General features: G+C 67.0%; 20 protein-coding genes and 1 pseudogene. 5 read left to right on the top strand and 16 right to left on the bottom strand.

Going from position 1 to position 21,114, the window contains the following annotated elements; translation table 11 throughout:
* Nucleotides 1-25 precede the first annotated feature (25 nt).
* Nucleotides 26-703 carry a hypothetical protein gene (locus IB230_RS02560; RefSeq protein ID WP_192268424.1) on the top strand — a complete coding sequence of 226 codons (678 nt, stop codon included), beginning with the start codon at nucleotides 26-28 and terminating at the stop codon, nucleotides 701-703.
* 147 nt (nucleotides 704-850) lie between these two features.
* Here IB230_RS02560 and IB230_RS02555 read toward each other — a convergent pair whose 3' ends face one another.
* Nucleotides 851-1,054 (bottom strand): hypothetical protein, encoded by a 204-nt coding sequence (locus IB230_RS02555; protein WP_062355340.1) that lies wholly within the window; start codon nucleotides 1,052-1,054, stop codon nucleotides 851-853.
* Between the two features lie 198 nt (nucleotides 1,055-1,252).
* Here IB230_RS02555 and IB230_RS02550 point away from each other — a divergent pair, with 198 nt between their 5' ends.
* The 3 genes from IB230_RS02550 to cfa all read left to right on the top strand — a co-directional run bounded on the left by IB230_RS02550 (nucleotide 1,253) and on the right by cfa (nucleotide 3,585).
* Nucleotides 1,253-1,552, top strand: coding sequence for a GNAT family N-acetyltransferase (locus tag IB230_RS02550; RefSeq protein WP_192268422.1), 300 nt, complete (start codon nucleotides 1,253-1,255; stop codon nucleotides 1,550-1,552).
* Between the two features lie 75 nt (nucleotides 1,553-1,627).
* Nucleotides 1,628-2,461, top strand: coding sequence for a DUF3298 and DUF4163 domain-containing protein (locus IB230_RS02545; RefSeq protein WP_192271230.1), 834 nt, complete (start codon nucleotides 1,628-1,630; stop codon nucleotides 2,459-2,461).
* A 5-nt stretch (nucleotides 2,462-2,466) separates the two neighbouring features.
* Nucleotides 2,467-3,585: a cyclopropane fatty acyl phospholipid synthase gene (gene cfa / locus IB230_RS02540; RefSeq protein WP_192268420.1), complete on the top strand. Its 1,119-nt coding sequence runs from the start codon at nucleotides 2,467-2,469 to the stop codon at nucleotides 3,583-3,585.
* A 62-nt stretch (nucleotides 3,586-3,647) separates the two neighbouring features.
* Here cfa and pilH read toward each other — a convergent pair whose 3' ends face one another.
* The 12 genes and pseudogenes from pilH to purB form a co-directional block, all read right to left on the bottom strand.
* Nucleotides 3,648-4,040: a twitching motility response regulator PilH gene (gene pilH / locus IB230_RS02535; protein ID WP_192268418.1), complete on the bottom strand. Its 393-nt coding sequence runs from the start codon at nucleotides 4,038-4,040 to the stop codon at nucleotides 3,648-3,650.
* 102 nt (nucleotides 4,041-4,142) lie between these two features.
* Nucleotides 4,143-5,138: an oxidoreductase gene (locus tag IB230_RS02530; RefSeq protein ID WP_192268416.1), complete on the bottom strand. Its 996-nt coding sequence runs from the start codon at nucleotides 5,136-5,138 to the stop codon at nucleotides 4,143-4,145.
* Nucleotides 5,139-5,266: 128 nt separating this feature from the next.
* The gene (locus IB230_RS02525; RefSeq protein ID WP_192268414.1) at nucleotides 5,267-5,560 is read right to left on the bottom strand and encodes a GIY-YIG nuclease family protein; all 294 of its coding nucleotides are present in this window, start codon (nucleotides 5,558-5,560) and stop codon (nucleotides 5,267-5,269) included.
* 236 nt (nucleotides 5,561-5,796) lie between these two features.
* Nucleotides 5,797-6,390 carry a TIGR00730 family Rossman fold protein gene (locus IB230_RS02520; RefSeq protein WP_192268412.1) on the bottom strand — a complete coding sequence of 198 codons (594 nt, stop codon included), beginning with the start codon at nucleotides 6,388-6,390 and terminating at the stop codon, nucleotides 5,797-5,799.
* 98 nt (nucleotides 6,391-6,488) lie between these two features.
* Nucleotides 6,489-7,925 (bottom strand): dihydrolipoyl dehydrogenase, encoded by a 1,437-nt coding sequence (gene lpdA / locus IB230_RS02515; protein WP_192268410.1) that lies wholly within the window; start codon nucleotides 7,923-7,925, stop codon nucleotides 6,489-6,491.
* Between the two features lie 110 nt (nucleotides 7,926-8,035).
* On the bottom strand, nucleotides 8,036-9,259 hold the full coding sequence (gene sucB / locus IB230_RS02510) for a dihydrolipoyllysine-residue succinyltransferase (RefSeq protein ID WP_192268408.1): 1,224 nt from the start codon (nucleotides 9,257-9,259) through the stop codon (nucleotides 8,036-8,038).
* A gap of 43 nt (nucleotides 9,260-9,302) precedes the next feature.
* The gene (locus IB230_RS02505) at nucleotides 9,303-12,128 is read right to left on the bottom strand and encodes a 2-oxoglutarate dehydrogenase E1 component (protein ID WP_343227280.1); all 2,826 of its coding nucleotides are present in this window, start codon (nucleotides 12,126-12,128) and stop codon (nucleotides 9,303-9,305) included.
* 186 nt (nucleotides 12,129-12,314) lie between these two features.
* Nucleotides 12,315-13,226 (bottom strand): GNAT family N-acetyltransferase, encoded by a 912-nt coding sequence (locus tag IB230_RS02500; protein ID WP_192268404.1) that lies wholly within the window; start codon nucleotides 13,224-13,226, stop codon nucleotides 12,315-12,317.
* A gap of 2 nt (nucleotides 13,227-13,228) precedes the next feature.
* Nucleotides 13,229-14,473, bottom strand: a pseudogene (locus IB230_RS02495) (cupin domain-containing protein); the annotation flags it as partial.
* Between the two features lie 85 nt (nucleotides 14,474-14,558).
* Nucleotides 14,559-15,464, bottom strand: coding sequence for a subclass B3 metallo-beta-lactamase (gene bla, locus IB230_RS02490; protein WP_225589145.1), 906 nt, complete (start codon nucleotides 15,462-15,464; stop codon nucleotides 14,559-14,561).
* On the bottom strand, nucleotides 15,461-15,859 hold the full coding sequence (locus IB230_RS02485; protein ID WP_192268400.1) for a VOC family protein: 399 nt from the start codon (nucleotides 15,857-15,859) through the stop codon (nucleotides 15,461-15,463). Before IB230_RS02485 ends, bla begins: the two co-directional genes overlap by 4 nt.
* A 24-nt stretch (nucleotides 15,860-15,883) precedes the next feature.
* On the bottom strand, nucleotides 15,884-17,251 hold the full coding sequence (gene purB / locus IB230_RS02480) for an adenylosuccinate lyase (protein ID WP_192268398.1): 1,368 nt from the start codon (nucleotides 17,249-17,251) through the stop codon (nucleotides 15,884-15,886).
* A gap of 139 nt (nucleotides 17,252-17,390) precedes the next feature.
* Between purB and IB230_RS02475 the strand changes: the two genes are divergently transcribed.
* Nucleotides 17,391-18,827 carry a class II fumarate hydratase gene (locus IB230_RS02475; RefSeq protein WP_192268396.1) on the top strand — a complete coding sequence of 479 codons (1,437 nt, stop codon included), beginning with the start codon at nucleotides 17,391-17,393 and terminating at the stop codon, nucleotides 18,825-18,827.
* 40 nt (nucleotides 18,828-18,867) lie between these two features.
* Here the strand turns inward: IB230_RS02475 and IB230_RS02470 are convergent, their stop codons facing one another.
* The 3 genes from IB230_RS02470 to IB230_RS02460 form a co-directional block, all read right to left on the bottom strand.
* The gene (locus IB230_RS02470; protein ID WP_192268394.1) at nucleotides 18,868-19,521 is read right to left on the bottom strand and encodes a DUF2884 family protein; all 654 of its coding nucleotides are present in this window, start codon (nucleotides 19,519-19,521) and stop codon (nucleotides 18,868-18,870) included.
* Between the two features lie 15 nt (nucleotides 19,522-19,536).
* Nucleotides 19,537-20,373 (bottom strand): hypothetical protein, encoded by an 837-nt coding sequence (locus IB230_RS02465; protein WP_192268392.1) that lies wholly within the window; start codon nucleotides 20,371-20,373, stop codon nucleotides 19,537-19,539.
* Nucleotides 20,374-20,441: 68 nt separating this feature from the next.
* Nucleotides 20,442-21,113, bottom strand: coding sequence for a hypothetical protein (locus IB230_RS02460; RefSeq protein WP_192268390.1), 672 nt, complete (start codon nucleotides 21,111-21,113; stop codon nucleotides 20,442-20,444).
* Nucleotide 21,114 lies beyond the last annotated feature (1 nt).

Genomic DNA, 21,114 nt, shown 5'->3' with positions numbered 1-21,114 from the left:
GCGTGTCCCACCCGTGGAGGAGCGCATGGCGACCCGCAAGGCAGCAGCCAAGAAGGCAGTGAAGAAGGCCACAAAGAAAGCCACCAAGAAGGCAGTCAAGAAAGCCACGAAGAAGACGGCGGCCAAGAAAAGCGTGGTCCGCAAGGCGGTGAAGAAACCCGCGAAGAAGGTGGCAGCCGGCAAGCGTGTGGCGAAGAAAGCGGTCAAGAAGGCCGCATCACGCAAGGCCGTCAAGAAGGCCGCGAAGAAGACGACGGCACGCAAGGTCGCCAAGAAGACGACGCGCGCGGTCGCGAAGAAAGCCACCGCCAAGAAGGTTGTGAAGAAGGCGGTGAAGAAGGCGGCAGCCAAGCGGCCGGTGGCGAGGAAGGTTGTCGCAAAGAGCGCTACGGCGCGCAAGGCGCCCGCGAAGAAGACGGCACCGCGCAAACGCACGCCGCGAAAGACCACACCGGCACAGGCATTGGCCACGGCGCGCACACTGCTGGAACAGAAGCACGAACACGACCGCCAACCCGCGCCTTGGCAGCAATTGGACCAGAACGGCCAGCCGGGCACGACGGGCGGTGGGTTCGTGTCGAATGAGGCGGCAGCCAAGGCGCACGAACTGCATGCCGCCGAAAGCCGTATGAAAGCGATCCAGGGCAGCGCGGGCACACAGGACCGGCGCAACCAGGGCAAACGCGACCATCGCGGCGAGTAGAGCGCGCCGCTCGTGTCGATGGGGGAGGGGGATCTCGTTCTGCCTGCACCTTGCGTGCAGGTGGGACGGGACTCCGGCGCGGCAGTCGCACCCGAAGGCGGACCCCTGCGCCGCGCCGGAGCGCCCGGTAGGTGTCTTGCGGGTGGATCAGTCCATCAACGAGTGCACAGCGTGCACGCCGGCGGTCTCGCTGCCGGAGTAGGTCGACATCAGTCGCTCGTACACGGCGTTGTTGAGTTTTTCGAACTCCCACGCGTCGGTGTGGCCGGTGACGGTGAGCTGGTACAGGCCTTCCAGCAGGGTGAAGTCGCTGGCATTGGAGACATCGGGCAGTGCGTCGATCAGGCTCATGGCGGAACTCCGAGATGCAGGTCTATGGCCCGTATCACGCAGCAATCGTGCCAACTTTTTATTTGAGAACTCCGTCACGCTCGCGCGCGTCAACCTTCTTTTCACAAGGGTGAATGTGACGCACCGCGTCCAGTTCTGCCAAAGGGTCAGCCGGGCATTGCGTCACAATGTAGGTGAGTCCCCTACCACGGAGCCGCCATGACCGGCGACCAGCCTTCCCTCGACCTCCATCACGACCCTGCCGCGCGCCGCTTTTCCACCCGGCTCGAGGGGCATGACGCCGAACTCCTGTACTCGCTGAGGGATGGCCGCATGGTCATCGACCACACCGGCGTGCCGGAAGCGATCGGCGGTCGGGGCGTCGCGGCCGCGCTGGTCCGGGCGGCGCTGGATCACGCACGTGCGCAGGGCTGGCGCGTGGTGCCGGCCTGTTCCTACTCCGCGGCCTACGTCCAGCGGCATCCTGAGTACGCTGATCTGATCGATGCGCGATCGTGATGGAGGACCGCGGTGGGGCGGCCTAGAATGACGGCCATCACACGCGGAAGGAGCCCGAACGTGTCATTCCCCCCCATGCCCCGCCACCTGGCCCGTCAGGCCGGTCTTGTCCTGCTGACGGTCCTGGCCGTGGCCGCCTGCAAGCGCGAAGCCACCGCGCCGACCGCCGTGGCCGGCGATCCGCAGCCCCCCGTGACCACGCCTGTCGAGACGGTCGATGCGCCGGTCGAGCTGAAGGACGTCATCGAGACCAACGATCGCTATGTCTTGGGGATCAGCTATCCGGCCTCGATCAACCGCTACCCCGGCCTGGCCAAGGCGCTGTCCGCCTACACGGAAGCCGAGCGTGCCGAACTGATGGAAGCGGTCGAGGCTTTCGGCAACGACAAGCCATCGGCGCCCTACGAGCTGTCGCTGGCGTTCGAGCAGGTGGTGGATACCCCGCGCATCGTGGCAGTGGCCGCCGACGGCAGCCGCTACACCGGCGGCGCGCATGGCCAGCCGTTGATCGCACGCTTCGTCTGGCTGCCGCAACAGGACGCACGCCTGACCGCCGACGCACTGATTCCCGACGCGAAGGGATGGCAGGCGATCAGCGACTACGTGCGCGAACAGCTGCATACCGCAGTGGTGAACCGCGCGGACGAGGACGAACTGGCGCCCACCGATCGGGCGGCGTTGATCAAGAGCACGTTCCGGATGATCGACGAAGGCACCGAGCCGGAAGCCGGCAACTTCAGCGAGTTCGTGCCGGTGCTCGACGCGTCGGGCCATGTCACCGCGCTGCGCTTCGTTTTCCCGCCTTACCAGGTGGGTCCGTATGCCGATGGCACGCAGATGGTCGACGTGCCCGCGACCTTGCTGCTGCCGTATGTCGCCCCGGCGTACGCGGAGCTGTTCGCCCGCTGACCGCCATGCCGCACGCCCGCTTCGAGCGCAGGATCGCAGACCTGTTGGCCGAAGCGGATGTGCGGATCGATGGCGACCGCCCTTGGGACATCCAGGTCCATGACCCGCGCTTCCACGCCCGCGTGCTGGGGCAGGGCTCGCTGGGTCTGGGCGAAAGCTACATGGACGGCTGGTGGGATGCCGTCTCGCTCGACGGACTGCTGTTCCACCTTCTCGCGGCGCACGTGGACGAACGCGTGCATGGCGCAGGCGAGGTCTTCGACGCCCTGCGTGCCCGGCTGACCAATCTGCAGTCGCCACGCCGCAGCGGTGAGGTAGGGCGGCGACACTACGACCTGGGCAACGACCTGTATGCCGCCATGCTCGGCCGGCGGCTGGTCTACAGCTGCGGCTACTGGCGCGATGCCGGGGATCTTGATGCCGCACAGGACGCCAAGCTCGACCTGGTGTGCCGCAAGCTGCAGTTGCGGCCGCTGATGCGGGTGCTCGACATCGGCTGCGGCTGGGGTGAGGCATTGAAGTTCGCGTCGGAACGGTACGGCGTCCACGGGGTCGGCATCACCATTTCGCGCGAGCAGGCCGAGTACGCGCGGCGGTTGTGCGCAGGATTGCCGATCGAGATCCGCCTGCAGGATTACCGCGAACTCGACGAGCCGTTCGACGCCGCGTTCTCGCTGGGTATGTTCGAACACGTCGGCATGAAGAACTATGGCGACTACTTCGACGTCGTCCGTCGTTGCCTACCGGCGGATGGCTTGTTCCTGCTGCATACCATCGGTGGCAGCCGCTCGGTGGAGCGGACCGATCCGTGGATCGCGCGCTACGTCTTCCCCAATTCGATGCTGCCTTCTGCGGCGCAGATCACGCACGCGATCGAGGGTCGGTTCGTGCTGGAAGACTGGCACAACTTTGGCGCCGACTACGACCGCACGCTGCAGGCCTGGCGGGCCAATGTCGAGTCGGCGTGGGATGCTCTGGGGCGACGCTACGACGAGCGGTTCCGCCGGATGTGGCGGTTCTACCTGTCGGTCTCGATGGCCACCTTCCGCAGCCGCCGCTCGCAGCTGTGGCAACTCGTGCTGTCGCCCCGCGGCGTGCCGGGCGGGTATGTCGCCCCGCGCTAGCAGGCGCGGAAACGAAAAGAGCAGGCCGGAGCCTGCTCTTCATCGATACATCGTCGGCGGTATCAGGCCGTCGGTGCGGAGGGCAGCTCACGTGCGTTGAAGATGCGCTCGATCACTTCGGCCAGTTCATCCTCGGAGAACGGCTTGGTCAGGTAGGCCTTCGCGCCCTGGCGCAGGCCCCACATGCGGTCGGTGTCCTGGTCCTTGGTGGTCACCAGGATCACCGGGATGTGCTTGGTGGTGGCCTCGCGGCTCAGCGTGCGGGTGGCCTGAAACCCGTTGAGGTTCGGCATCACCACATCCATCAGCACCATGTCGGGCAGCTCGCGCTTGGCGACTTCCACGCCCGCGGCGCCGTCTTCGGCGGTGATGGATTCGTGTCCCAGTTTCTCGACGATGCGCTGGATGCCCAGCAGTTGCGACGGTGAATCGTCGACGATCAGAATCTTTGCCATGGATGTCCCCAGTGTTCCCCGCCACCGATTTTAGACCTTGTCGGTGACAACACAATGGGGTTGGCGGCCAACGGACAACGTCCGTCGTGCTGCCGCTGCCGTTCATCCCATTCGTACCAGCGTGCGCCCGAACGAGCGCCCGTCCAGCATGGTGCGGAATACCTCGGGAAGCCCGTCCAGCGTGGTTTCGCGCGTGCAGATCGTGTCCAGATGCCGCGGCTTCCAGTCACTGGCCAGGTGCTGCCAGACCTGTTCGCGGATATCGCGCGCGGTACCGGCCGAGGCGACGCCGAGCAGCGACACGCCCCGAATTATGAAGGGCATCACAGTTATGGGGAGATCGGCCGTAGCGGCGAGGCCGGCACTGGCGACGTTGCCATAGGGCGTCGTCTGCGCCAGCAGGCTGGCCAGCATCGAACCGCCGACGTTGTCGAGTCCGCCGCCGAAGCGTGCCGACTCCATGGGGCGCGAGGTGGCCAGCGCATCGCGGCCCAGCACCTCGGTGGCGCCGATCGATGTCAGGTACGCGGCGTTCTCGGGCTTGCCGCTGACCGCGTGCACCTCGAAGCCAGCCTTGCTGAAGATGTCGACCGCCAGCGAGCCGACGCCCCCGGTGGCGCCGGTGACGGCGAGCGGGCCCAGGTCCGGTATCTGACGGTTCTCGCGCATGCGGTACAGGGCCAGCGCGGCGGTGAAACCGGCGGTGCCCAGGATCATGCTCTCGCGCAGGTTGAGCCCTGAGGGCAGGGGGATGACCCACTTCGCGTCGAGCCGCGCGTACTCGGCGTAACCACCGTCACGCGTTTCGCTGAGCCCGGAGCCGGTGACCAGCACCGCGTCGCCTTCCTTGAAAGCAGGATCGGTGGATGCCACCACATGGCCGGCCACGTCGATGCCGCCCACCAACGGGAAGCGGCGCAGGATCTTGCCTTTGCCGGTGCCGGCCAGTGCGTCCTTGTAGTTGACCGACGAGTAGGCGGTCTTGATGACGACTTCGCCGGGATTCAATGCGTCCAGCGCGATGGTTTCGATGCCGCTGCGGTAGCCGGTGTCGTCGTTGTGGATGCGGAAGGCGTTGAAGGTGGTGGGCAGGCTCATGGTGCGCTCGTCATCCCGGCGGAGGCCGGGACCCAGTGGCCTCGATTCTTGCGGCCGAGCCTCGGAATTGCAAAGGCAACGCCCTGCGACTTTGGTCGGGAGTATGGCGTGCTGTGTTGGAATGCGGCCTAACGGATTTCGCAGCCCAGATCCCGCCAATAGGGATTCCGGTCCTCAATCAGCTTGATCTTCCACGCGCGCTTCCATTCCTTGAGTGCTTTCTCGCGGCGAATGGCGGATTCCATGGTGTCGTGGGCTTCGTACCAGACCAGCGTATGGACACGATGGCGCTGCGTGAAGCCCGGTACCTGATCGTTCTCGTGTTGCCAGACTCGCGAGGGCAGATCAGAGGTGACGCCGATGTAGAGCGTCCCGTTCCGTCGACTTGCAAGGATGTAAACACAGGGAATGCGCTGACGCATGGGCACTCCTTGGCCTGCACCTTCGACGCTGCGATCTTTCCTCCGAACGCCTGTCACGATCAAGCGCACGCCGCTGGGTCCCGGCTTTCGCCGGGATGACGGGTGCGATTGCCGACAGGAGAGGAATTCAGCGCCGTTCCAGCCTTATGTCCAACGCTGGTCGAGGCACATCCGTTTTGCCGTCATCCCGGCGAAAGCCGGGATCCAGTGACGTCAGCAAGCGCCCGTAGCAAGACTCAGCGCAACGACTTGCGCCGCTTCTCGTCCATCCACTTGTCCGCCTGCGCGGGTGCGTAGGCGCGCATCCAGGCGACCATCGCGTCGATGTCGTCGCCGTGCCACAGGTCGGCACGTTGTTCCGGGTGCAGGAAGCGTTCTTCGACCATGCGGTCGATCATGCCCATCAGCGGCGAGTAGAAGCCCTCGACATCGAGGAAGGCGCAGGGCTTGTCGCCGATGCCGAGCTGGCGCCAGGTCAGCATCTCGAACATCTCGTCGAGCGTGCCGAAACCGCCGGGCAGGGCAACGAAGGCGTCCGACAGGTCGAACATGCGCTTCTTGCGCTCGTGCATGTTGGCGACGACTTCCAGCTTGGTCACGCCCTTGTGCGCAACTTCCCAGTTGACCAGCTGTTCGGGGATCACGCCGATCACCTCGCCACCGGCGGCAAGCACGGCATCGGCGACGATGCCCATCAGGCCGACGTTGCCACCGCCGTACACCAGTTGCAGCCCTTCCTTCGCAATGCGGTCGCCCAGCGCGATGGCGCGTTCGGCGTAGGCGGGTTTGTTGCCGGCGTTGGAGCCGCAGTAGACGCAGATGCTCTTCATGGTCGTAGGTCCTGTCTAGCCTGTTGTCAGAAACGCAAAACGCCAGGCATCGCCTGGCGCATGCGGATCACGGCGGCCATGTCGCCGCCGTGCGGGCCTCAATTGGGCTTGTGGATCGCGCGCTTGTGCACGGCCATCGCAGCGTCGTGCACCGCTTCCGACAGCGACGGGTGCGCGTGGCAGATGCGGGCCAGGTCGTCCGCGGAGCCCTTGAACTCCATGGTGAGCACGCCTTCGTGCACGAGTTCGGACACGTTGGCGCCGACCAGGTGCATGCCCAGCACGCGATCGGTTTCGGCGTCCGCGATGACCTTCACGAAGCCGGTCGGTTCCGCCATCGCCACGGCGCGGCCCACCGCGGCGAACGGGAACGAGCCGGCCTTGTAGGCCACGCCTTCCACCTTGAGCTGCTGCTCGGTCTTGCCGACCCAGGCGATCTCGGGCGAGGTGTAGATGACCCACGGAATGGTGTCGAAGTTGACATGGCCCGGCAGGCCGGCGATCAGCTCGGCGACCGCGATGCCTTCCTCGAAGCCCTTGTGCGCCAGCATCGGCCCGCGCACGCAGTCGCCGATCGCCCAGACGCCATCGACGCCGGTGTGGCAATGCGCATCCACTTCCACCTGGCCGCGTTCGTTGAGCTTCACCCCGGTGCCGTCGGCCAGCAGGCCCTTGCTCGCGGCGCGGCGGCCCACGGCGACCAGCAGCTTGTCGACGGTGAGCGTCTTCTCGCCTTCGGCATCGCTGTAGGTGACCACGACTTCCTTCTTCTTGCCCTTGCCGGTCACTTCGGTCTTCGACACCTTGGCGCCGAGACGGATGTCGAGGCCCTGCTTCTTGAATTCGCGCGCGGCGACCTTCGACACTTCGCTGTCGGCGACGGCGAGGAAATCGGGCAGGGCTTCGAGGATGGTGACCTCGGCGCCGAGGCGCTTCCACACGCTGCCCAGCTCCAGTCCGATCACGCCCGCACCGATCACGGCCAGGCGCTTCGGCACTTCGGTGAAATCCAGCGCGCCGACATTGTCGACGATGTATTCGTTGTCGAACTTGGCGAACGGCAGTTCGATGGAATCCGAACCGGCCGCGATGATGATGTTGGTGCCCTTCAGTTCGACTTCGCTGCCGTCGTGCTGCTTCACTTTGACGAGGTTGCCCGGCTGCAGCTGGCCGAAGCCGTAATAAGCTGTGACCTTGTTGGCCTTGAACAACTGCGCGATGCCGCCGGTGAATTGCTTCACGATGGCGTCCTTGCGGCCGACCATGGTGCCGACGTCGATCTTGGCGTCCTTGACGCTGATGCCGTGCTGTTCGAACTGGTGGGTCAGGTTGTGGTACTGGTGCGAGGAATCCAGCAGCGCCTTGGACGGGATGCAGCCCACGCGCAGGCAGGTGCCGCCCAGCGCGGGCTTGCCGTCCTTGCCCAGCGCGGCGTCGATGCAGGCGACTTTCATGCCCAGCTGCGCGGCGCGGATGGCGGCGTGGTAGCCGGCCGGACCGGCACCGATGACGACGACGTCGAATTGTTCAGCCATTTCAGTGTCCTTTGCCTAGGGCGTCCGAATGTGGACGGTGGCGGTATCTCGTGGAAGGAAATGGGGCCCCGCAGGGCCCCTTTCCAGCCCCCCGTGGGGAGCCGCGCGGATTACATGCCCAGGAGCATGCGGTGCGGGTTTTCCAGCTGGTTCTTGATGTCGACCAGGAACAGCACCGCGTCCTTGCCGTCGATGATGCGGTGGTCGTAGGACAGCGCGATGTACATCATCGGCGCGGCGACGACCTGGCCGTTCTCGACGATGGCGCGGTCCTTGATGGCATGCATGCCCAAGATGGCGCTCTGCGGCGGGTTGACGATCGGCGTGGACATCAGCGAGCCGAAGGTGCCGCCGTTGGTGATGGTGAAGGTGCCGCCCTGCAGGTCTTCCAGCGCCAGCTTGCCGTCGCGCGCCTTCTTGGCGTAGTCGGCGATGCCCTTCTCGATGTCGCCGAAGCCCATGCGCTCGACATTGCGCAGCACCGGCGTGACCAGCCCCTTCTCGGTGGACACGGCGATCGAGATGTCGGAATAGCCGTGGTAGATGATGTCGTTGCCGTCGACCGAGGCGTTGACGATCGGATGGCGCTGCAGCGCGTTGGCCGCGGCCTTGGCGAAGAAGCTCATGAAGCCGAGCTTGATGCCGTTGGCCTTGACGAAGTCGTCCTGCAGTTCCTTGCGCATCTCCATGACCTTGGCCAGGTTGACCTCGTTGAACGAGGTCAGCATGGCGATGGAGTTCTTGGACTGCATCAGGCGCTCGGCGATGCGCGTGCGGATGCGGGTCATCGGCACGCGCTCTTCCGGACGCGCGCCACCGGACACGCCGCCGGTCTTGCCGCTGGCGTAGTTGACCAGGTCTTCCTTGGTCACGGCGCCGTGGCGACCGGTACCTTCCACGTTCGCCGGGTCGATGCCCTGGGTGATGGCGGTGAAGCGCGCGCCCGGGGGCAGTGCATCGGCGCCGGCCGGGGCCGGCTTGGTGCTGGAGGGGGCAGCGGCGTCGGCCTTGGCGGCCTCGGCCTTCGGCTGGACTTCCTGCGCGCCGGCGGCGGGCTTCTTCTCTTCGGTGGCGGGGGCCGGCGCAGCGGCCGCGGCGCCTTCCTCGATGATCGCCAGCAGCTGCTGGCTGGTCACCGTGTCGCCTTCCTTGAACTTGATCTCCTTCAGCACGCCGTCGACGGGCGAGGGCACTTCCAGCACGACCTTGTCGGTTTCCAGGTCCATCAGGTTCTCGTCGCGCTTGACCGCGTCGCCGACCTTCTTGTGCCAGGCGGCGATGGTGGCGTCGGAGACGGACTCGGGGAGAACCGGAACTTTGACTTCAGTGGCCATGGGATGGGACGTCCTGGTGGTTTGTTCTAATGGGGGTGAGGGCTTATTCGGCGACGTTGCTGGTGCCGAGCGTGTTGACCAGTGCGTCGGCGACCAGCTTCAGCTGCTCCTCGACGTGCTCGGCGAAATGGCCGGCGGCGGGCGAGGGCGAACGCGGGCGGCCCGCGTAGTCCAGCGTCTGCTTGTCGGTCAGGCAGGCCTGCAGGTGGTGCTTGATCTGGTACCACGCACCCTGGTTCTGCGGCTCTTCCTGGCACCAGACCACCTCGGTGGCCTTGCCGTAGCGCTTGAGTTCGGCGGCCAGCTGCTCGCGCGGGAACGGATACAGCTGTTCGACGCGCAGGATCGCCACGTCGTCCTGGCCGCGCTTCTGCGCATCTTCCAGCAGGTCGTAATAGACCTTGCCGGAACAGGCCACGACGCGCTTGACCTTCTTGGCGTCGGCGGTCGCGTCCGGGATCAGGTGCTGGAACTCGCCGTTGGCCAGCTCGTCCAGCGTGGACACGGCCAGCTTGTGGCGCAGCAGCGATTTCGGCGTCATCACCACCAGCGGCTTGCGCGTGGTCATGCGCATCTGCCGGCGCAGCATGTGGTAGGCCTGGGCGGGCGTGGTGGGCACGCAGACCAGCATGTTCTCCAGCGCGCACAGCTGCAGGAAGCGCTCCAGGCGCGCGGAGCTGTGCTCCGGACCCTGGCCTTCGTAACCGTGCGGCAGCAGCAGGGTCAGGCCGCTGATGCGGCCCCACTTGGCTTCACCGGCGGCGATGAACTGGTCGATCACCACCTGCGCGCCGTTGGCGAAGTCGCCGAACTGCGCTTCCCAGATGCACAGCGTGTTGGGATCGGTGGTCGAGAAGCCGTACTCGAACGCCATCACCGCTTCTTCGCTGAGCAGCGAGTCGATGATGGTGGCCTGCTCCGGCTGCTCCACCAGCTGGCGCAGCGGCAGGTAGTAACTGTCGGTCTTCTGGTCGTGCAGGATCGCGTGGCGGTGGAAGAACGTGCCGCGGCCGGCGTCCTGGCCCACCAGGCGCAGGCCGTTGCCTTCCGACAGCAGCGTGGCGTAGGCGAGGTTCTCGGCGAAGCCCCAGTCCGCCAACTGTTCGCCGGCGGCCATCTTCACGCGGTCCTCGTAGATCTTCGCCACGCGCGGGTGCAGCGCCACGCCGGCGGGGATCGTGGTGATGATCTTGGCCAGCGAATCCAGCGCCTTGCGCTTGACCTTGGTATCGACCGGATCGCTGAGCTTGCCGGACAGGTACTTCGACCAGTCGATCGCCAGCTCGTCGCCCTTCTGCTTGGCCAGCTCGGTGGTGTACTCGCCCGAATCCAGCTTGTTGCGGTACGCGTCGGCCAGCGCCTTGCCGCCCTCGGCCGGGATGACGCCGGCGCCTTCCAGCTTGGCGGCGTACATCTCGCGCGTGGTCGCGTGCTTGCGGATGGTCTGGTACATCACCGGCTGCGTGGCCGCGGGTTCGTCGGCCTCGTTGTGGCCGTGGCGGCGGTAGCAGACCAGGTCGATCACCACGTCCTTCTTGAACTGCTGGCGGAAGTCGTAGGCCAGCTGGGCCACGAAGACCACCGCTTCCGGGTCGTCGCCGTTCACGTGGAAGACCGGGGCGCCGACCATCTTGGCGACGTCCGTGCAGTACAGCGTGGAGCGCGAGTCTTCCTTGTTGCTGGTGGTGAAGCCGATCTGGTTGTTGATGACGATGTGCAGGGTGCCGCCGACGGCGAAACCGCGTGCCTGCGACATCTGGAACAGTTCCATCACCACGCCCTGGCCGGCGAACGCGGCGTCGCCGTGCATGATGATCGGCAGCACGCTCTGGCGCGCGGCGTCGTTGCGGCGTTCCTGGCGCGAACGGACGCTGCCGGCCACGACCGGGTCGACGATTTCCAGGTGCGACGGGTTGAACGCCAGCGCCAGGTGGACCGGGCCGCCGGGGGTGGCGATGTCGGCCGAGAAACCCATGTGGTACTTCACGTCGCCCGCGTGGGCGAGGTCGTTGTCGTGCTCGAACTTGCCCTCGAACTCGTCGAACAGCTTGCGCGGGCTCTTGCCCAGCGTGTTGACCAGCACGTTGAGGCGGCCGCGGTGGGCCATGCCGACCACGATGTCCTTGACCCCGCCTTCGCCGGCGTTGCGGATCATGGTGTCCATCAGCGGGATCAGCGCGTCGCCGCCTTCCAGCGAGAAGCGCTTCTGGCCGACGTACTTGGTATGCAGGTAGCGCTCCAGGCCCTCGGCCGCGGTCAGGCGCTCCAGCGTGCGGCGCTTGGCATCGTCGGACAGGCCGAACTGGCCGCCGGCGGTCTCCAGGCGCTGGTACAGCCACTGGCGCTGCTCGACCTCGGAGATGTGCATGAACTCGACGCCGATGGGACCGGTGTAGGTCGCCTTCAGGCGCGCCAGCAGGTCGCGCAGTTTCATGCGCGAGTTGCCGCCGACGTTGCCGGTGCTGAACTCGCTGTCCAGGTCGCGATCGGACAGGTCGTGGAAGGACAGCTCCAGGTCCGGCGGGTTGACCGGCGGGGTCAGGCCCAGCGGGTCGATCTGGGCACCGAGGTGACCCCGCGAACGGTAGGCCGTGATCAGGCGGCCCACATTGCGCTCGCGCTCATCGCCACCGCCGGCCGCGACCACGCCCTTGCTGGCCTGGCGGGCCGCATCGGCCACCTGTTGGATGACCACCGAATGCGGGACATCACCGGCCTCGCGGCCCTTGAATCCGTCGAAATAGGCCTTCCACTTGGGGCCCACGCTGTCCGGGGCGACGAGGTACTGCTCGTACAGGTCTTCGACGTAGGAGGCGTTGCCCCCGTTGAGCTGCGAGGATTGCGCGAACTGCTTCAGGAGATTGTCCACGATGGTGATGGCGTGCTGTGGGGTAGTCGAGGGGCGCTTGCCGTCCATGTCGCGCGAAGTCTCACGGTCATGAGCGAAAACCGGGAAATTATACCCCCATGCCGGGAAGGGGGCGTAACCGGATTGGACTAAAGACGCAGGTTGCGGCCCCGTGAGGGCGATGCCTGCCGCGAGGGAACAGGGCTGTCAGATGCCCAGCGCGCGGTATTCGCTGACCGGGCGCGCGCGTTCCCACATCTGCGAGAACTCCTCGCGCAGCTGGCGCGCGCGGCCTGCGTGCGCGAGTCCCGCTTCGCCATCGAAGCGATGGCCGAGCGGCCTGAAGTAGTAACCGTGATCGTCGTTGGCGACGAAGGCGGCGGTGTAGGGCAGGTCAACCGGGTCCTGCACCTCGCGGAATACGAACACACTGGGCAGTCGCTGGCCCAGGCCGATCAGGGGCGCCAATGCCCGCTGCGGGGTGGCGGCATCCTGCAGCAACAACTGCACCTGGGCGCCGGTCTGGCGGGTGGCGAAGCGGCGCAAGGCCTCGACGACGGCGGGCGCATCCCACAGGCCGGGATCCAGCGCACGGCTGTACACCACCAGCGCCCGTCGGGCCTGGGCGATGACCGCCGTGGTGATGGCCACGGCCTCGTGGCGACGGGCGATCGCTGCCGGTCCGGCCAGCACGCGCCGCATGGCCTGGTGTTGGATGCCGGCCTCGATGAAGCGCTCTCCCTCCGGCAGGAAGCCATGCCGGGTATAGAACGCCTCGGCCGCGACCTGGGCATGCAGCGATACGTCGGGCCATTGGCGTCGACGGGCTTCATCCAGCAGGGCGACCAGCAGGGCGTCGCCCACGCCGCGACCGCGCCAGGCCGACAGCACGGCCATGCGGCCGATCCGGTGCTCGGGCGTCAGTCGCGCCGTCCCGATCGGGGTACCCGAGGCATCACGGGCCGCCACGTGATGGCTGAGCGGATCAAGCGCGTCCCGTTCCAGGTCGCGCGGCACCTGTTGTTCCTGCACGAACACCACGTCCCGCACCTGGTGGACCACGCCTGGGTCCGCGGCGTAGTCGACGGTGTCGACGTGGTAGTCGCGCGTGGCGCTCATGCGTCCTCGTCCCCGTTGTCCGGATCGTCGTCGGGCACGGCCAGCTGATAGTGGCCCTGCGCTGCCAGCGCCATCACCGCATCGCGGCCGGCCTCGCTGAGCGCCGCATAGGTGTTGCCGTCCAGGCCTTCCAGTGCCGCCAACTGCTGGGCTTCCTTGACCGGCAAGACATAGTCGACGCCGTTGCAGAACAGGGTCGCGCCCTTGCGGCGGCGGCGCCAGGCGAAACGCGAGAACGGGTGGCGCAGCAGCTGGGCGCCCTGCTGCAGGTCCCACTCCATCTCGATGCGTGACGGTGCATCCGGCGCCGGCATGACATCGCCGGAGGCACGGTAGGTCGTGATGAAGCGGCCGAACCAGTCGCCGACCAGGTCGGGATCGTTCATGCGCAGCGCATTCAAGGCATCGACCACGCGCTCCATCGCGCGGGCGTCGATCTCGTTGGGGTCCTGCGGTGCCGTCAGGTCTTCGTCGTGGTAACGGACGGCGTCGTCCGCATCGGCAATCAGCGTGTCCAGGTAGTCGCCGATCAGCTCGGCCGACGACGGCGCGCGCATGCCCACCGAGAACGTCAGGCAGGCGTTCTCCGCCACGCCGTGGTGCGGGACCAGCGGCGGCAGGTACAGCATGTCGCCCGGCGACAGCACCCATTCGTGCGTGGGATCGAACTGGCGCAGCAGCTTGATCGCCACGTCATCCTGGAAGGCGAGGTCGGGCGCCGGCTTCCCCATCGCCACGCTGGCATCGATCATCCAGCGCCGCTCGCCCTGCGCCTGCAGCAGGAACACGTCGTAGTGGTCCACATGCGCGCCGACCGAACCGCCGGTGGCGGCGAAGCTGATCATGATGTCGTCCACGCGCCAGCGCGGCAGGAAGCGGAACTGTTCGAGCAGCTGGCGGACATCGGCGTCCCACTTGTCCACATCCTGTACCAGCAGGGTCCAGTCGTGGTCGGGCAGGCCGGGGAAGTCTTCTTCCTGGAAGGGGCCGGTGCGCACGTCCCAGACGCCCGTCGCCTTGTCCAGGCTGATCATGCGCGCCAGCACACCCTCTTCGCAGGCCAGGCCGGCGAGGTCTTCCGGCTGTACCGGCGTCTCGAAATCGGGGAAGGCGTTGCGGATCAGCAGCGGACGCTTGTGCCAGTAATCGCGCAGGAAGCGGTCGGCCGGCATGCCGAGCGGGTACTGACGGGTGGCGTCGATCTCGAACGGAAGCGATGCGGCGCGGGGAGAGGTCTTCTTGGTCATCGGGTCGGTATCGCGCGGCGATGCGCCGTGCAGGGAAAGGAGAAGGTAGCGTCGCCGATGGCGACGCCGGGGACATTGATGCCGATCAAGGGCGTGCGGATGCGGCCTTCTCGGCTTCGTCGGCCAGCCGCTTGTCCAGCCGCTCGGAGGCTTTCTGCGCGTAGGCACGGCAGGCGTCACGATCCGCCAACGGCGCATTGGCCGCGGGGCCGATCCGCGTCCACAGGCGGCTGGCGGACGGATGCGGCGTGATCAGGACATCGCAGTCGAGCGCGGCCACTCGTGCCAGCGTCGCGCGGAACGCGGCCACATAGCCGGGATGCGCCGCTTCGTCCGTGTAGCGGTACACGTCGTCGGAGATGGCGGTCAGGCTGTCGGCGTAGACCATCTGGCGACAGTCGTTGCCGTCGCAGGCGCGCCAGGTCCAGCTGGTACCGCCGGGCGTATGGCCGGGCGATGCGACCGCTTGCAGGACCAGCGGTCCGACGCGCACCACGCCGTCGTCGGCGAGCGTGACGACATCCGCCACCGGAGCCATGGGTTCGGCCACCTCCAGCTGCGGGTCCGTCCGGTCCGGCATACCGCGCTTCAGCGTGCCCACGGCCGGCGCGCGTGCGTACACGGGTGCACCGGTGGCGCGCTGCAACTCCGCCAGACTGCCAGCGTGGTCGAAGTGCTCGTGCGAGAACACGATGGCGCGCACGTCCTCGGGCTTGAAGCCCAGCGCACGGATGTTGGCCAGAATCTGCGGGCCGGCCTGCGGCGTGGCGGCATCGACCAGGATGTGGCCTTCATCCGAGGTCACCAGCAAGGCGCTGATGCCGCAGGTGCCGACATACCAGGTGTTGCCGTACACGTGCAGCGGCGTGGCAGGATCATTCCAGCCGGCGTCGTCTTTGCAGGCCGTGGCAGCAGGAACCTCGGAGGTGAATGCCGTGGCAGGCAGCGCGAGGGCGAGCAGGCCGCCGAACAGGGTGGAGCGCAGCATCATGTGGCGATCTCGTCGTAGCCGCGGTTGACGAACTGCAGCAGGCACCAGCCATGGCCCCAGGGATCGGCCAGCCGCACGATGCGGCCCCAGTTCGCTTCACGGATGTCGGTTTCCTGCACCAGGCCGGCCTGCAGGGCGCGGTCGAGGGCAGGTTCAAGGGAGTCCACCACCACGTCCAGGTGCACGGGCGTCCAGTGGCGGGTGTAGTCGCGGGGCCTATCGGCGGCGGCCATCGAACCCGAGGGGTTCTGCAGCAGGTAGATCGGCGCCTGTGCGCCGAGCAGCTCCACGCCCCCGTCGCCGAAGCGGCGCGCGGCGATCAGGTCGAAGGCTTGCGTGTACAGCGCTTCCGCGGCGGGCAGGTCGGGAACGTCGATGTTGATCAGCAGGTGCATCGCCGTTCCCTCGTATCCCGGAGGTCAGATGGCGCGGGCGAGCCGCTCTGCGAGGCCGGTGTAGCTGCCCGGCGTCATCTCGCGCAGGCGCTGCTTGTCGTCGGCGGGCAGGTCGAGCGATTCGATGAAGGCGCGCATGGAATCGGCGGTGATGCCCTGGCCGCGGGTGAGCGCCTTCAGCTGTTCGTACGGGTTCGGCAGGCCATGGCGGCGCATGACGGTCTGCACAGCTTCGGCCAACACTTCCCAGGCGGCGTCGAGGTCGGCGTCGAGCCGCTGCGGGTTCACTTCCAGCTTGCCCAGGCCCTTGGCCAGCGAGTCCAGTGCGACCTGTGTGTGACCGAATGCGGTGCCGAGCGCCCGCAGCACGGTGGAGTCGGTGAGGTCGCGCTGCCAGCGGCTGATCGGCAGCTTGGCGCTGAAGTGCTCGAACAGCGCGTTGGCGATGCCGAAGTTGCCTTCCGCGTTCTCGAAGTCGATCGGATTGACCTTGTGCGGCATCGTCGACGAACCGACTTCGCCTTCCTTCAGGCGCTGCTTGAAGTAGCCCAGCGAGATGTAGCCCCAGATGTCGCGGGCCAGGTCGATCAGGATGGTGTTGGCGCGGCGCGCGGCGTCGCCGATCTCGGCGACGTTGTCGTGCGGCTCGATCTGCGTGGTGTACGGGTTGAAGACCAGGCCCAGGCCTTCGACGAAGCGCTGCGCGAAGGCCCGCCAGTCGACATCGGGATAGCTGGCCACGTGAGCGTTGTAGTTGCCGACGGCGCCGTTGATCTTGCCGGTCAGTTCCACCGCGGCGATCTGCGTACGCTGGCGTTCGATGCGCGCAACGACGTTCGCGATCTCCTTGCCCAGCGTGGTCGGCGAGGCGGTCTGGCCGTGCGTGCGCGACAGCATTGGCTGCGCGGCCTGCGTATGGGCCAGCGTGCGCAGGGTCGCGGTCACGCCGTCGAGCGAGGGCAGCAGCACCTCGCGTCGGGCCTGTTCCAGCATCAGGCCGTAGGAGAGGTTGTTGATGTCCTCGCTGGTGCAGGCGAAGTGGACGAATTCCAGTGCCGGTGCCAGGTCGGCATCGTCCTTCAACTGCTCCTTGATGAAGTACTCCACCGCCTTGACGTCATGGTTGGTGGTGCGTTCGATCTCCTTGACGCGGGCCGCATGGGCCACGCTGAAGCCATCGGCCAGGGCGCGCAGCTTGGCCTGCTGTTCGGCGGAGAACGCGGGTAGTTCGGCAATGCCGGGTTCGGCCGCCAACGCCAGCAGCCATTCCACTTCGACCTTCACGCGGGCGCGGATCAGGCCGTACTCGGAGAAGATCGGGCGCAGGGCGTCGACCTTGCCGGCGTAGCGGCCATCGAGCGGGGACAGGGCGAGCAGGGACGAATCCGACATGGGCGCGGGGAATGCCTGAAAGGGAGCGTTCCATTTTACCCCGGGAAGGCGGCCATCCGGCCTGGCGTATCCTGTGACCCCCGCCAGCCACCGGCTCCTCGCCGGCGCGCAAGCCGTGAATCCCTCCAGGAGACGGTTGATGACCAGCAAGAAGCCCGCGGGCAAGTCCCGCGTTGCACGAACCCGCATCGAACACGACAGCATGGGCGAGCTGAAGGTGCCCGCCGAGGCGCTCTGGGGCGCGCAGACCCAGCGCGCCGTGCAGAACTTCCCCATTTCAGGGCGGCCGATGCCGCGCGGTTTCATCCGTGCGCTGGGGCTGGTGAAGGGCGCAGCGGCGGAGGTCAATGCCGGCCTGGGCCTGTTGCCCAAGGGCATCGCCAAGGCCGTGCAGGACGCGGCGCTGGCGGTGGCGTCGGGCGAGTACGACGCACATTTCCCGATTGACGTGTACCAGACGGGCTCCGGCACGTCGTCCAACATGAATGCCAACGAGGTGATCGCCACGCTGGCGACGCGTGCCGGCAAGGCCAGCGTGCACCCGAACGATCACGTCAACCTGGGCCAGAGTTCCAACGACGTCATCCCGACGGCGATCCGCGTGGCCGCACAGCTGGCCGTGGTGGAAGACCTGCTCCCCGCCATCAAGCACCTGCGCAAGGTGATCGATGCGCGCGGCAAGGCGCTGGGCAAGGTGGTCAAGACCGGCCGCACCCACCTGATGGATGCCATGCCGCTGACGTTCGGCCAGGAATTCTCCGCGTGGTCGGCGCAGCTGTCGTCGGCAGAGGGTCGGCTCGAAGATGCGTTGAAGCGCGTTCGCCGTCTTCCCTTGGGAGGCACCGCCATCGGCACGGGCATCAATGCCGATCCCCGCTTCGGCGAACGCGTCGCCAAGGCTCTGTCGGCCACTACCCGGACGCGCTTCGAGAGTGCGGCCAACAAGTTCGAGGGCCTGGCCGCGCAGGACGACGCGGTCGAACTCTCTGGACAGCTCAGCGCGCTCGCCGTCGCGCTGACCAAGATCGCCAACGACCTGCGCTGGATGAACTCCGGGCCGCTGGCGGGGCTGGGCGAGATCGAACTGCCGGCGCTGCAGCCGGGCAGTTCCATCATGCCGGGCAAGGTCAATCCGGTGATCCCGGAAGCGACGGTGATGGTCTGCGCGCAGGTGATGGGCTACCACACCGCGGTGACCGTCGCCGGGCAGACCGGCAACTTCCAGCTCAATGTCACCTTGCCGCTGATCGCGAACAACCTGCTGGACGGCATCCAACTGCTGTCGAATGTGTCGCGCCTGCTGGCCGACGACTGTATCGCCGGCCTGACGGTTCGCACCGGACGTGTGCAGGAAGCACTGGACCGCAATCCGATCCTGGTGACCGCGCTCAACCCGGTGATCGGTTACGAGAAGGGCGCGGCGATCGCCAAGCAGGCCTACAAGCAGAACCGGCCGGTGCTGGACGTCGCGCGCGAGGTCACCGGACTACCTGAAAAGACGCTCAAGCCGCTGCTCGATCCGGCGGTGCTGGCGAAGGGCGGTATCCACGGCAAGCCGGGCGGTGGCGGCGGCTGAACCGAGGAGGGCGCCTGCCGGAACAGGTGCCGGCAGACACTCAAGGCGTGGAGGCAGGGGCCGGTTCCGCAGCTGCGGCATCGGCTTCCTGCGCGGCGTTGCCCTGCGTGGCCTTCACGGCCTGGCCGACGACGTGCCCCACGTTCTTGCCGGCTTCATAACTCTCGTCGTGCGAACTGCGGCACTCCTCGATGTCGGCCGGCTCCATGCCCGCATACGGCTGGAATGCGGGCAGGGCAGCGACCAGGTCCTGCTGTGCCTTGTGGAGGGCGGGCAGGCGGTCGCAGATCTTCATCGCTTCGGCTTCCACCTTCTTGGCTTCCGCCTCCATCTCCCGGTCGATCCGGTCGGGATCGCCGCTGAAGATGCCTTTCACCGCCGCACCCACCGCCTTGCCGGCGAGCTTCGCGCCTTCCTTGCCGGTGGCGATGCCCGCATCGGCGATGCCGCCAAGTTCACGGTGATACGCCACGAGCAGGGCGCGCTGCTGGTCGTTCACCGGCACCGGCTTGCCATCGACGATGAAGTCGCCTTTCGCCGACACCTCGGCGCGGGGGTGGCCGCTCGCGTTGAGCTTGAGGTTCTGCCCCCAAAGGGCGCTGGATGTCTCACCGCCATCGTCTGTACCGCCGCCTTTCGAGCAGGCGGCGAGCAGCAGGGCGGCGGACAGGGCGATCGCGAACGTACGGACCATGGTCTTTCCTTGAAGTCAGTGGCGCTTAGGAATGTCGATCGTACCTTTGACACCCTCGTGGTCGACATCGCCGCTACCGATTGAACGGACGGTCAGGTTGCCGCTGACGTTGCGCACGTCCACGCCGCCGGAGCCCACCGAAGCCACGACCACGTCGCCGGTGATGTCGCGCAGTTCCGCACCGCCGGAACCGATCGAGCCGATCTCGACACTGCCGCCGCGTGACAGCTCGAAACCGCCCGAGCCGATGCTGCCGACGTGGGTGGCGCCCTGGATGTTGTCGGCTTCCACGTCACCGGAACCGATCGACACGATTTTCAGGCTGCCGGCACCGTGGATGTCGACATCGCCCGAGCCTACCGATGCCGCAGCCAGCCCGCGGATGCTGCGCCCGACAGCGTGCCCGGAGCCGACATCGGCACTGAACACCGGCGCGCCGATGACCTCGGCCTCGCCCGAGCCGACCTTCACCTGCACGGTCAGATGGTCGGGCAGGGTGGTCGTCAGGTTCATGTAGGCGTAGTTGCTGCCGAAGAAGACGCCGCTGAACTTGCCGTCGTGGTACATCCGCACGATCAGCTTGTCGCCGGCGCGTCGCTGTTCGATCTTCAGGTTGGCCAGCCGGTCGGCGTGGCTGCTGCAGGCGCGTCCGCTCATCGCGGCAGGTGCACCGCTGCGCGATTCCACGGTCAGGTCGTGGGGGCCGACCTCGAACACCACGGTCTTGGCGTTGCCGACATCGAGCGTGACCTGGCGCGGTTCTTCGTGCTTGCAATAGCGGTCCGACGCCAGCGCGGACGAGGACAGCGCCAGCAGGGCGAGGACGGGCGAAGCGATCAGGGCGGTGCGCATCATCGGGTCTCCGGGATCAGGTCACACGGGGTCGCCTGCCGCCGGGGGGCGGAGGGCGTGGCGGTGCGTCAGCGCGTCGCGAACTCCTGACGCACCTCGCGTTCGCAGTCCTCGGCGGCGTCCGCTTCCAGCGTGGCGTATGGACGGAACGACGGGAGGCTGGTGGACAGACGTTGCTGGCTGTCGTGCAGGGCCGGCAGGCTGCGGCAGATCTGCCGCACGCCGGGCTCGATGGTCTGCTTGACGGTCTTTTCCACGCGACGTTCCAGGCTGCCCGTCATGGCGCCGACCATCAGGCTGAAGAGGCCGCGGTCCACGGCCTCCAGTGCCGCCTGGGCGCTGAGCTCGCCGATGTCCAGGCCGGCCTTGGCGATCTCGATCACTTGGGCGCGGTAGCGCAGCAGTTCCTGTCGCTGGCGGGCGTCGATGGCGACGGCCTTGCCGTCGATCAGGAAATCGCCCTTCGGGGTGATCTCCGCTTTCGGCAACGTTTCCTGCCGGGCGCGCCGCTTGTCGGACTTTCCGAAGCGCAGGTTGTCGTTCAACCGCAGATTGCCCGTTTCCAGTTCGCGACGGGCGGCGGCCAGTTCGCGGCGCACTTCCTGGCGCGCCTCGGTCAGGTTGGCGCTGATCTCGGCGCCGACGCTGCTGTCCTTCGGCGCAGCGGCCTGGGCGGCCAGGGGCAGTGCACCGGCCAGGAGCAGCGACATCACGGCGAGGCGTAGGTTTGGGTGGCGCATG

This window comes from Pseudoxanthomonas sp. PXM01 (assembly GCF_014851815.1).
GTDB lineage: Bacteria > Pseudomonadota > Gammaproteobacteria > Xanthomonadales > Xanthomonadaceae > Pseudoxanthomonas_A.
The sequence above is the reverse complement of the archived record's forward strand: the minus strand, read 5'-3'. Positions and strand labels throughout refer to the sequence as shown.

Excerpts from the sequence above, each read along its gene's own strand:
- IB230_RS02560 (WP_192268424.1), top strand. The coding sequence starts at position 26 with ATGGCGACCCGCAAGGCAGCAGCCAAGAAGGCAGTGAAGAAGGCCACA.
- IB230_RS02520 (WP_192268412.1), bottom strand. The coding sequence starts at position 6,390 with ATGAAGAGCATCTGCGTCTACTGCGGCTCCAACGCCGGCAACAAACCC.
- IB230_RS02485 (WP_192268400.1), bottom strand. The coding sequence starts at position 15,859 with ATGCACCTGCTGATCAACATCGACGTTCCCGACCTGCCCGCCGCGGAA.
- purB (WP_192268398.1), bottom strand. The coding sequence starts at position 17,251 with ATGTCGGATTCGTCCCTGCTCGCCCTGTCCCCGCTCGATGGCCGCTAC.
- IB230_RS02475 (WP_192268396.1), top strand. The coding sequence starts at position 17,391 with ATGACCAGCAAGAAGCCCGCGGGCAAGTCCCGCGTTGCACGAACCCGC.
- IB230_RS02465 (WP_192268392.1), bottom strand. The coding sequence starts at position 20,373 with ATGCGCACCGCCCTGATCGCTTCGCCCGTCCTCGCCCTGCTGGCGCTG.
- lpdA (WP_192268410.1), bottom strand. The coding sequence starts at position 7,925 with ATGGCTGAACAATTCGACGTCGTCGTCATCGGTGCCGGTCCGGCCGGC.
- cfa (WP_192268420.1), top strand. The coding sequence starts at position 2,467 with ATGCCGCACGCCCGCTTCGAGCGCAGGATCGCAGACCTGTTGGCCGAA.
- IB230_RS02545 (WP_192271230.1), top strand. The coding sequence starts at position 1,628 with ATGCCCCGCCACCTGGCCCGTCAGGCCGGTCTTGTCCTGCTGACGGTC.
- pilH (WP_192268418.1), bottom strand. The coding sequence starts at position 4,040 with ATGGCAAAGATTCTGATCGTCGACGATTCACCGTCGCAACTGCTGGGC.
- IB230_RS02470 (WP_192268394.1), bottom strand. The coding sequence starts at position 19,521 with ATGGTCCGTACGTTCGCGATCGCCCTGTCCGCCGCCCTGCTGCTCGCC.
- IB230_RS02555 (WP_062355340.1), bottom strand. The coding sequence starts at position 1,054 with ATGAGCCTGATCGACGCACTGCCCGATGTCTCCAATGCCAGCGACTTC.
- IB230_RS02525 (WP_192268414.1), bottom strand. The coding sequence starts at position 5,560 with ATGCGTCAGCGCATTCCCTGTGTTTACATCCTTGCAAGTCGACGGAAC.
- sucB (WP_192268408.1), bottom strand. The coding sequence starts at position 9,259 with ATGGCCACTGAAGTCAAAGTTCCGGTTCTCCCCGAGTCCGTCTCCGAC.
- IB230_RS02500 (WP_192268404.1), bottom strand. The coding sequence starts at position 13,226 with ATGAGCGCCACGCGCGACTACCACGTCGACACCGTCGACTACGCCGCG.
- bla (WP_225589145.1), bottom strand. The coding sequence starts at position 15,464 with ATGATGCTGCGCTCCACCCTGTTCGGCGGCCTGCTCGCCCTCGCGCTG.
- IB230_RS02530 (WP_192268416.1), bottom strand. The coding sequence starts at position 5,138 with ATGAGCCTGCCCACCACCTTCAACGCCTTCCGCATCCACAACGACGAC.
- IB230_RS02550 (WP_192268422.1), top strand. The coding sequence starts at position 1,253 with ATGACCGGCGACCAGCCTTCCCTCGACCTCCATCACGACCCTGCCGCG.
- IB230_RS02460 (WP_192268390.1), bottom strand. The coding sequence starts at position 21,113 with ATGCGCCACCCAAACCTACGCCTCGCCGTGATGTCGCTGCTCCTGGCC.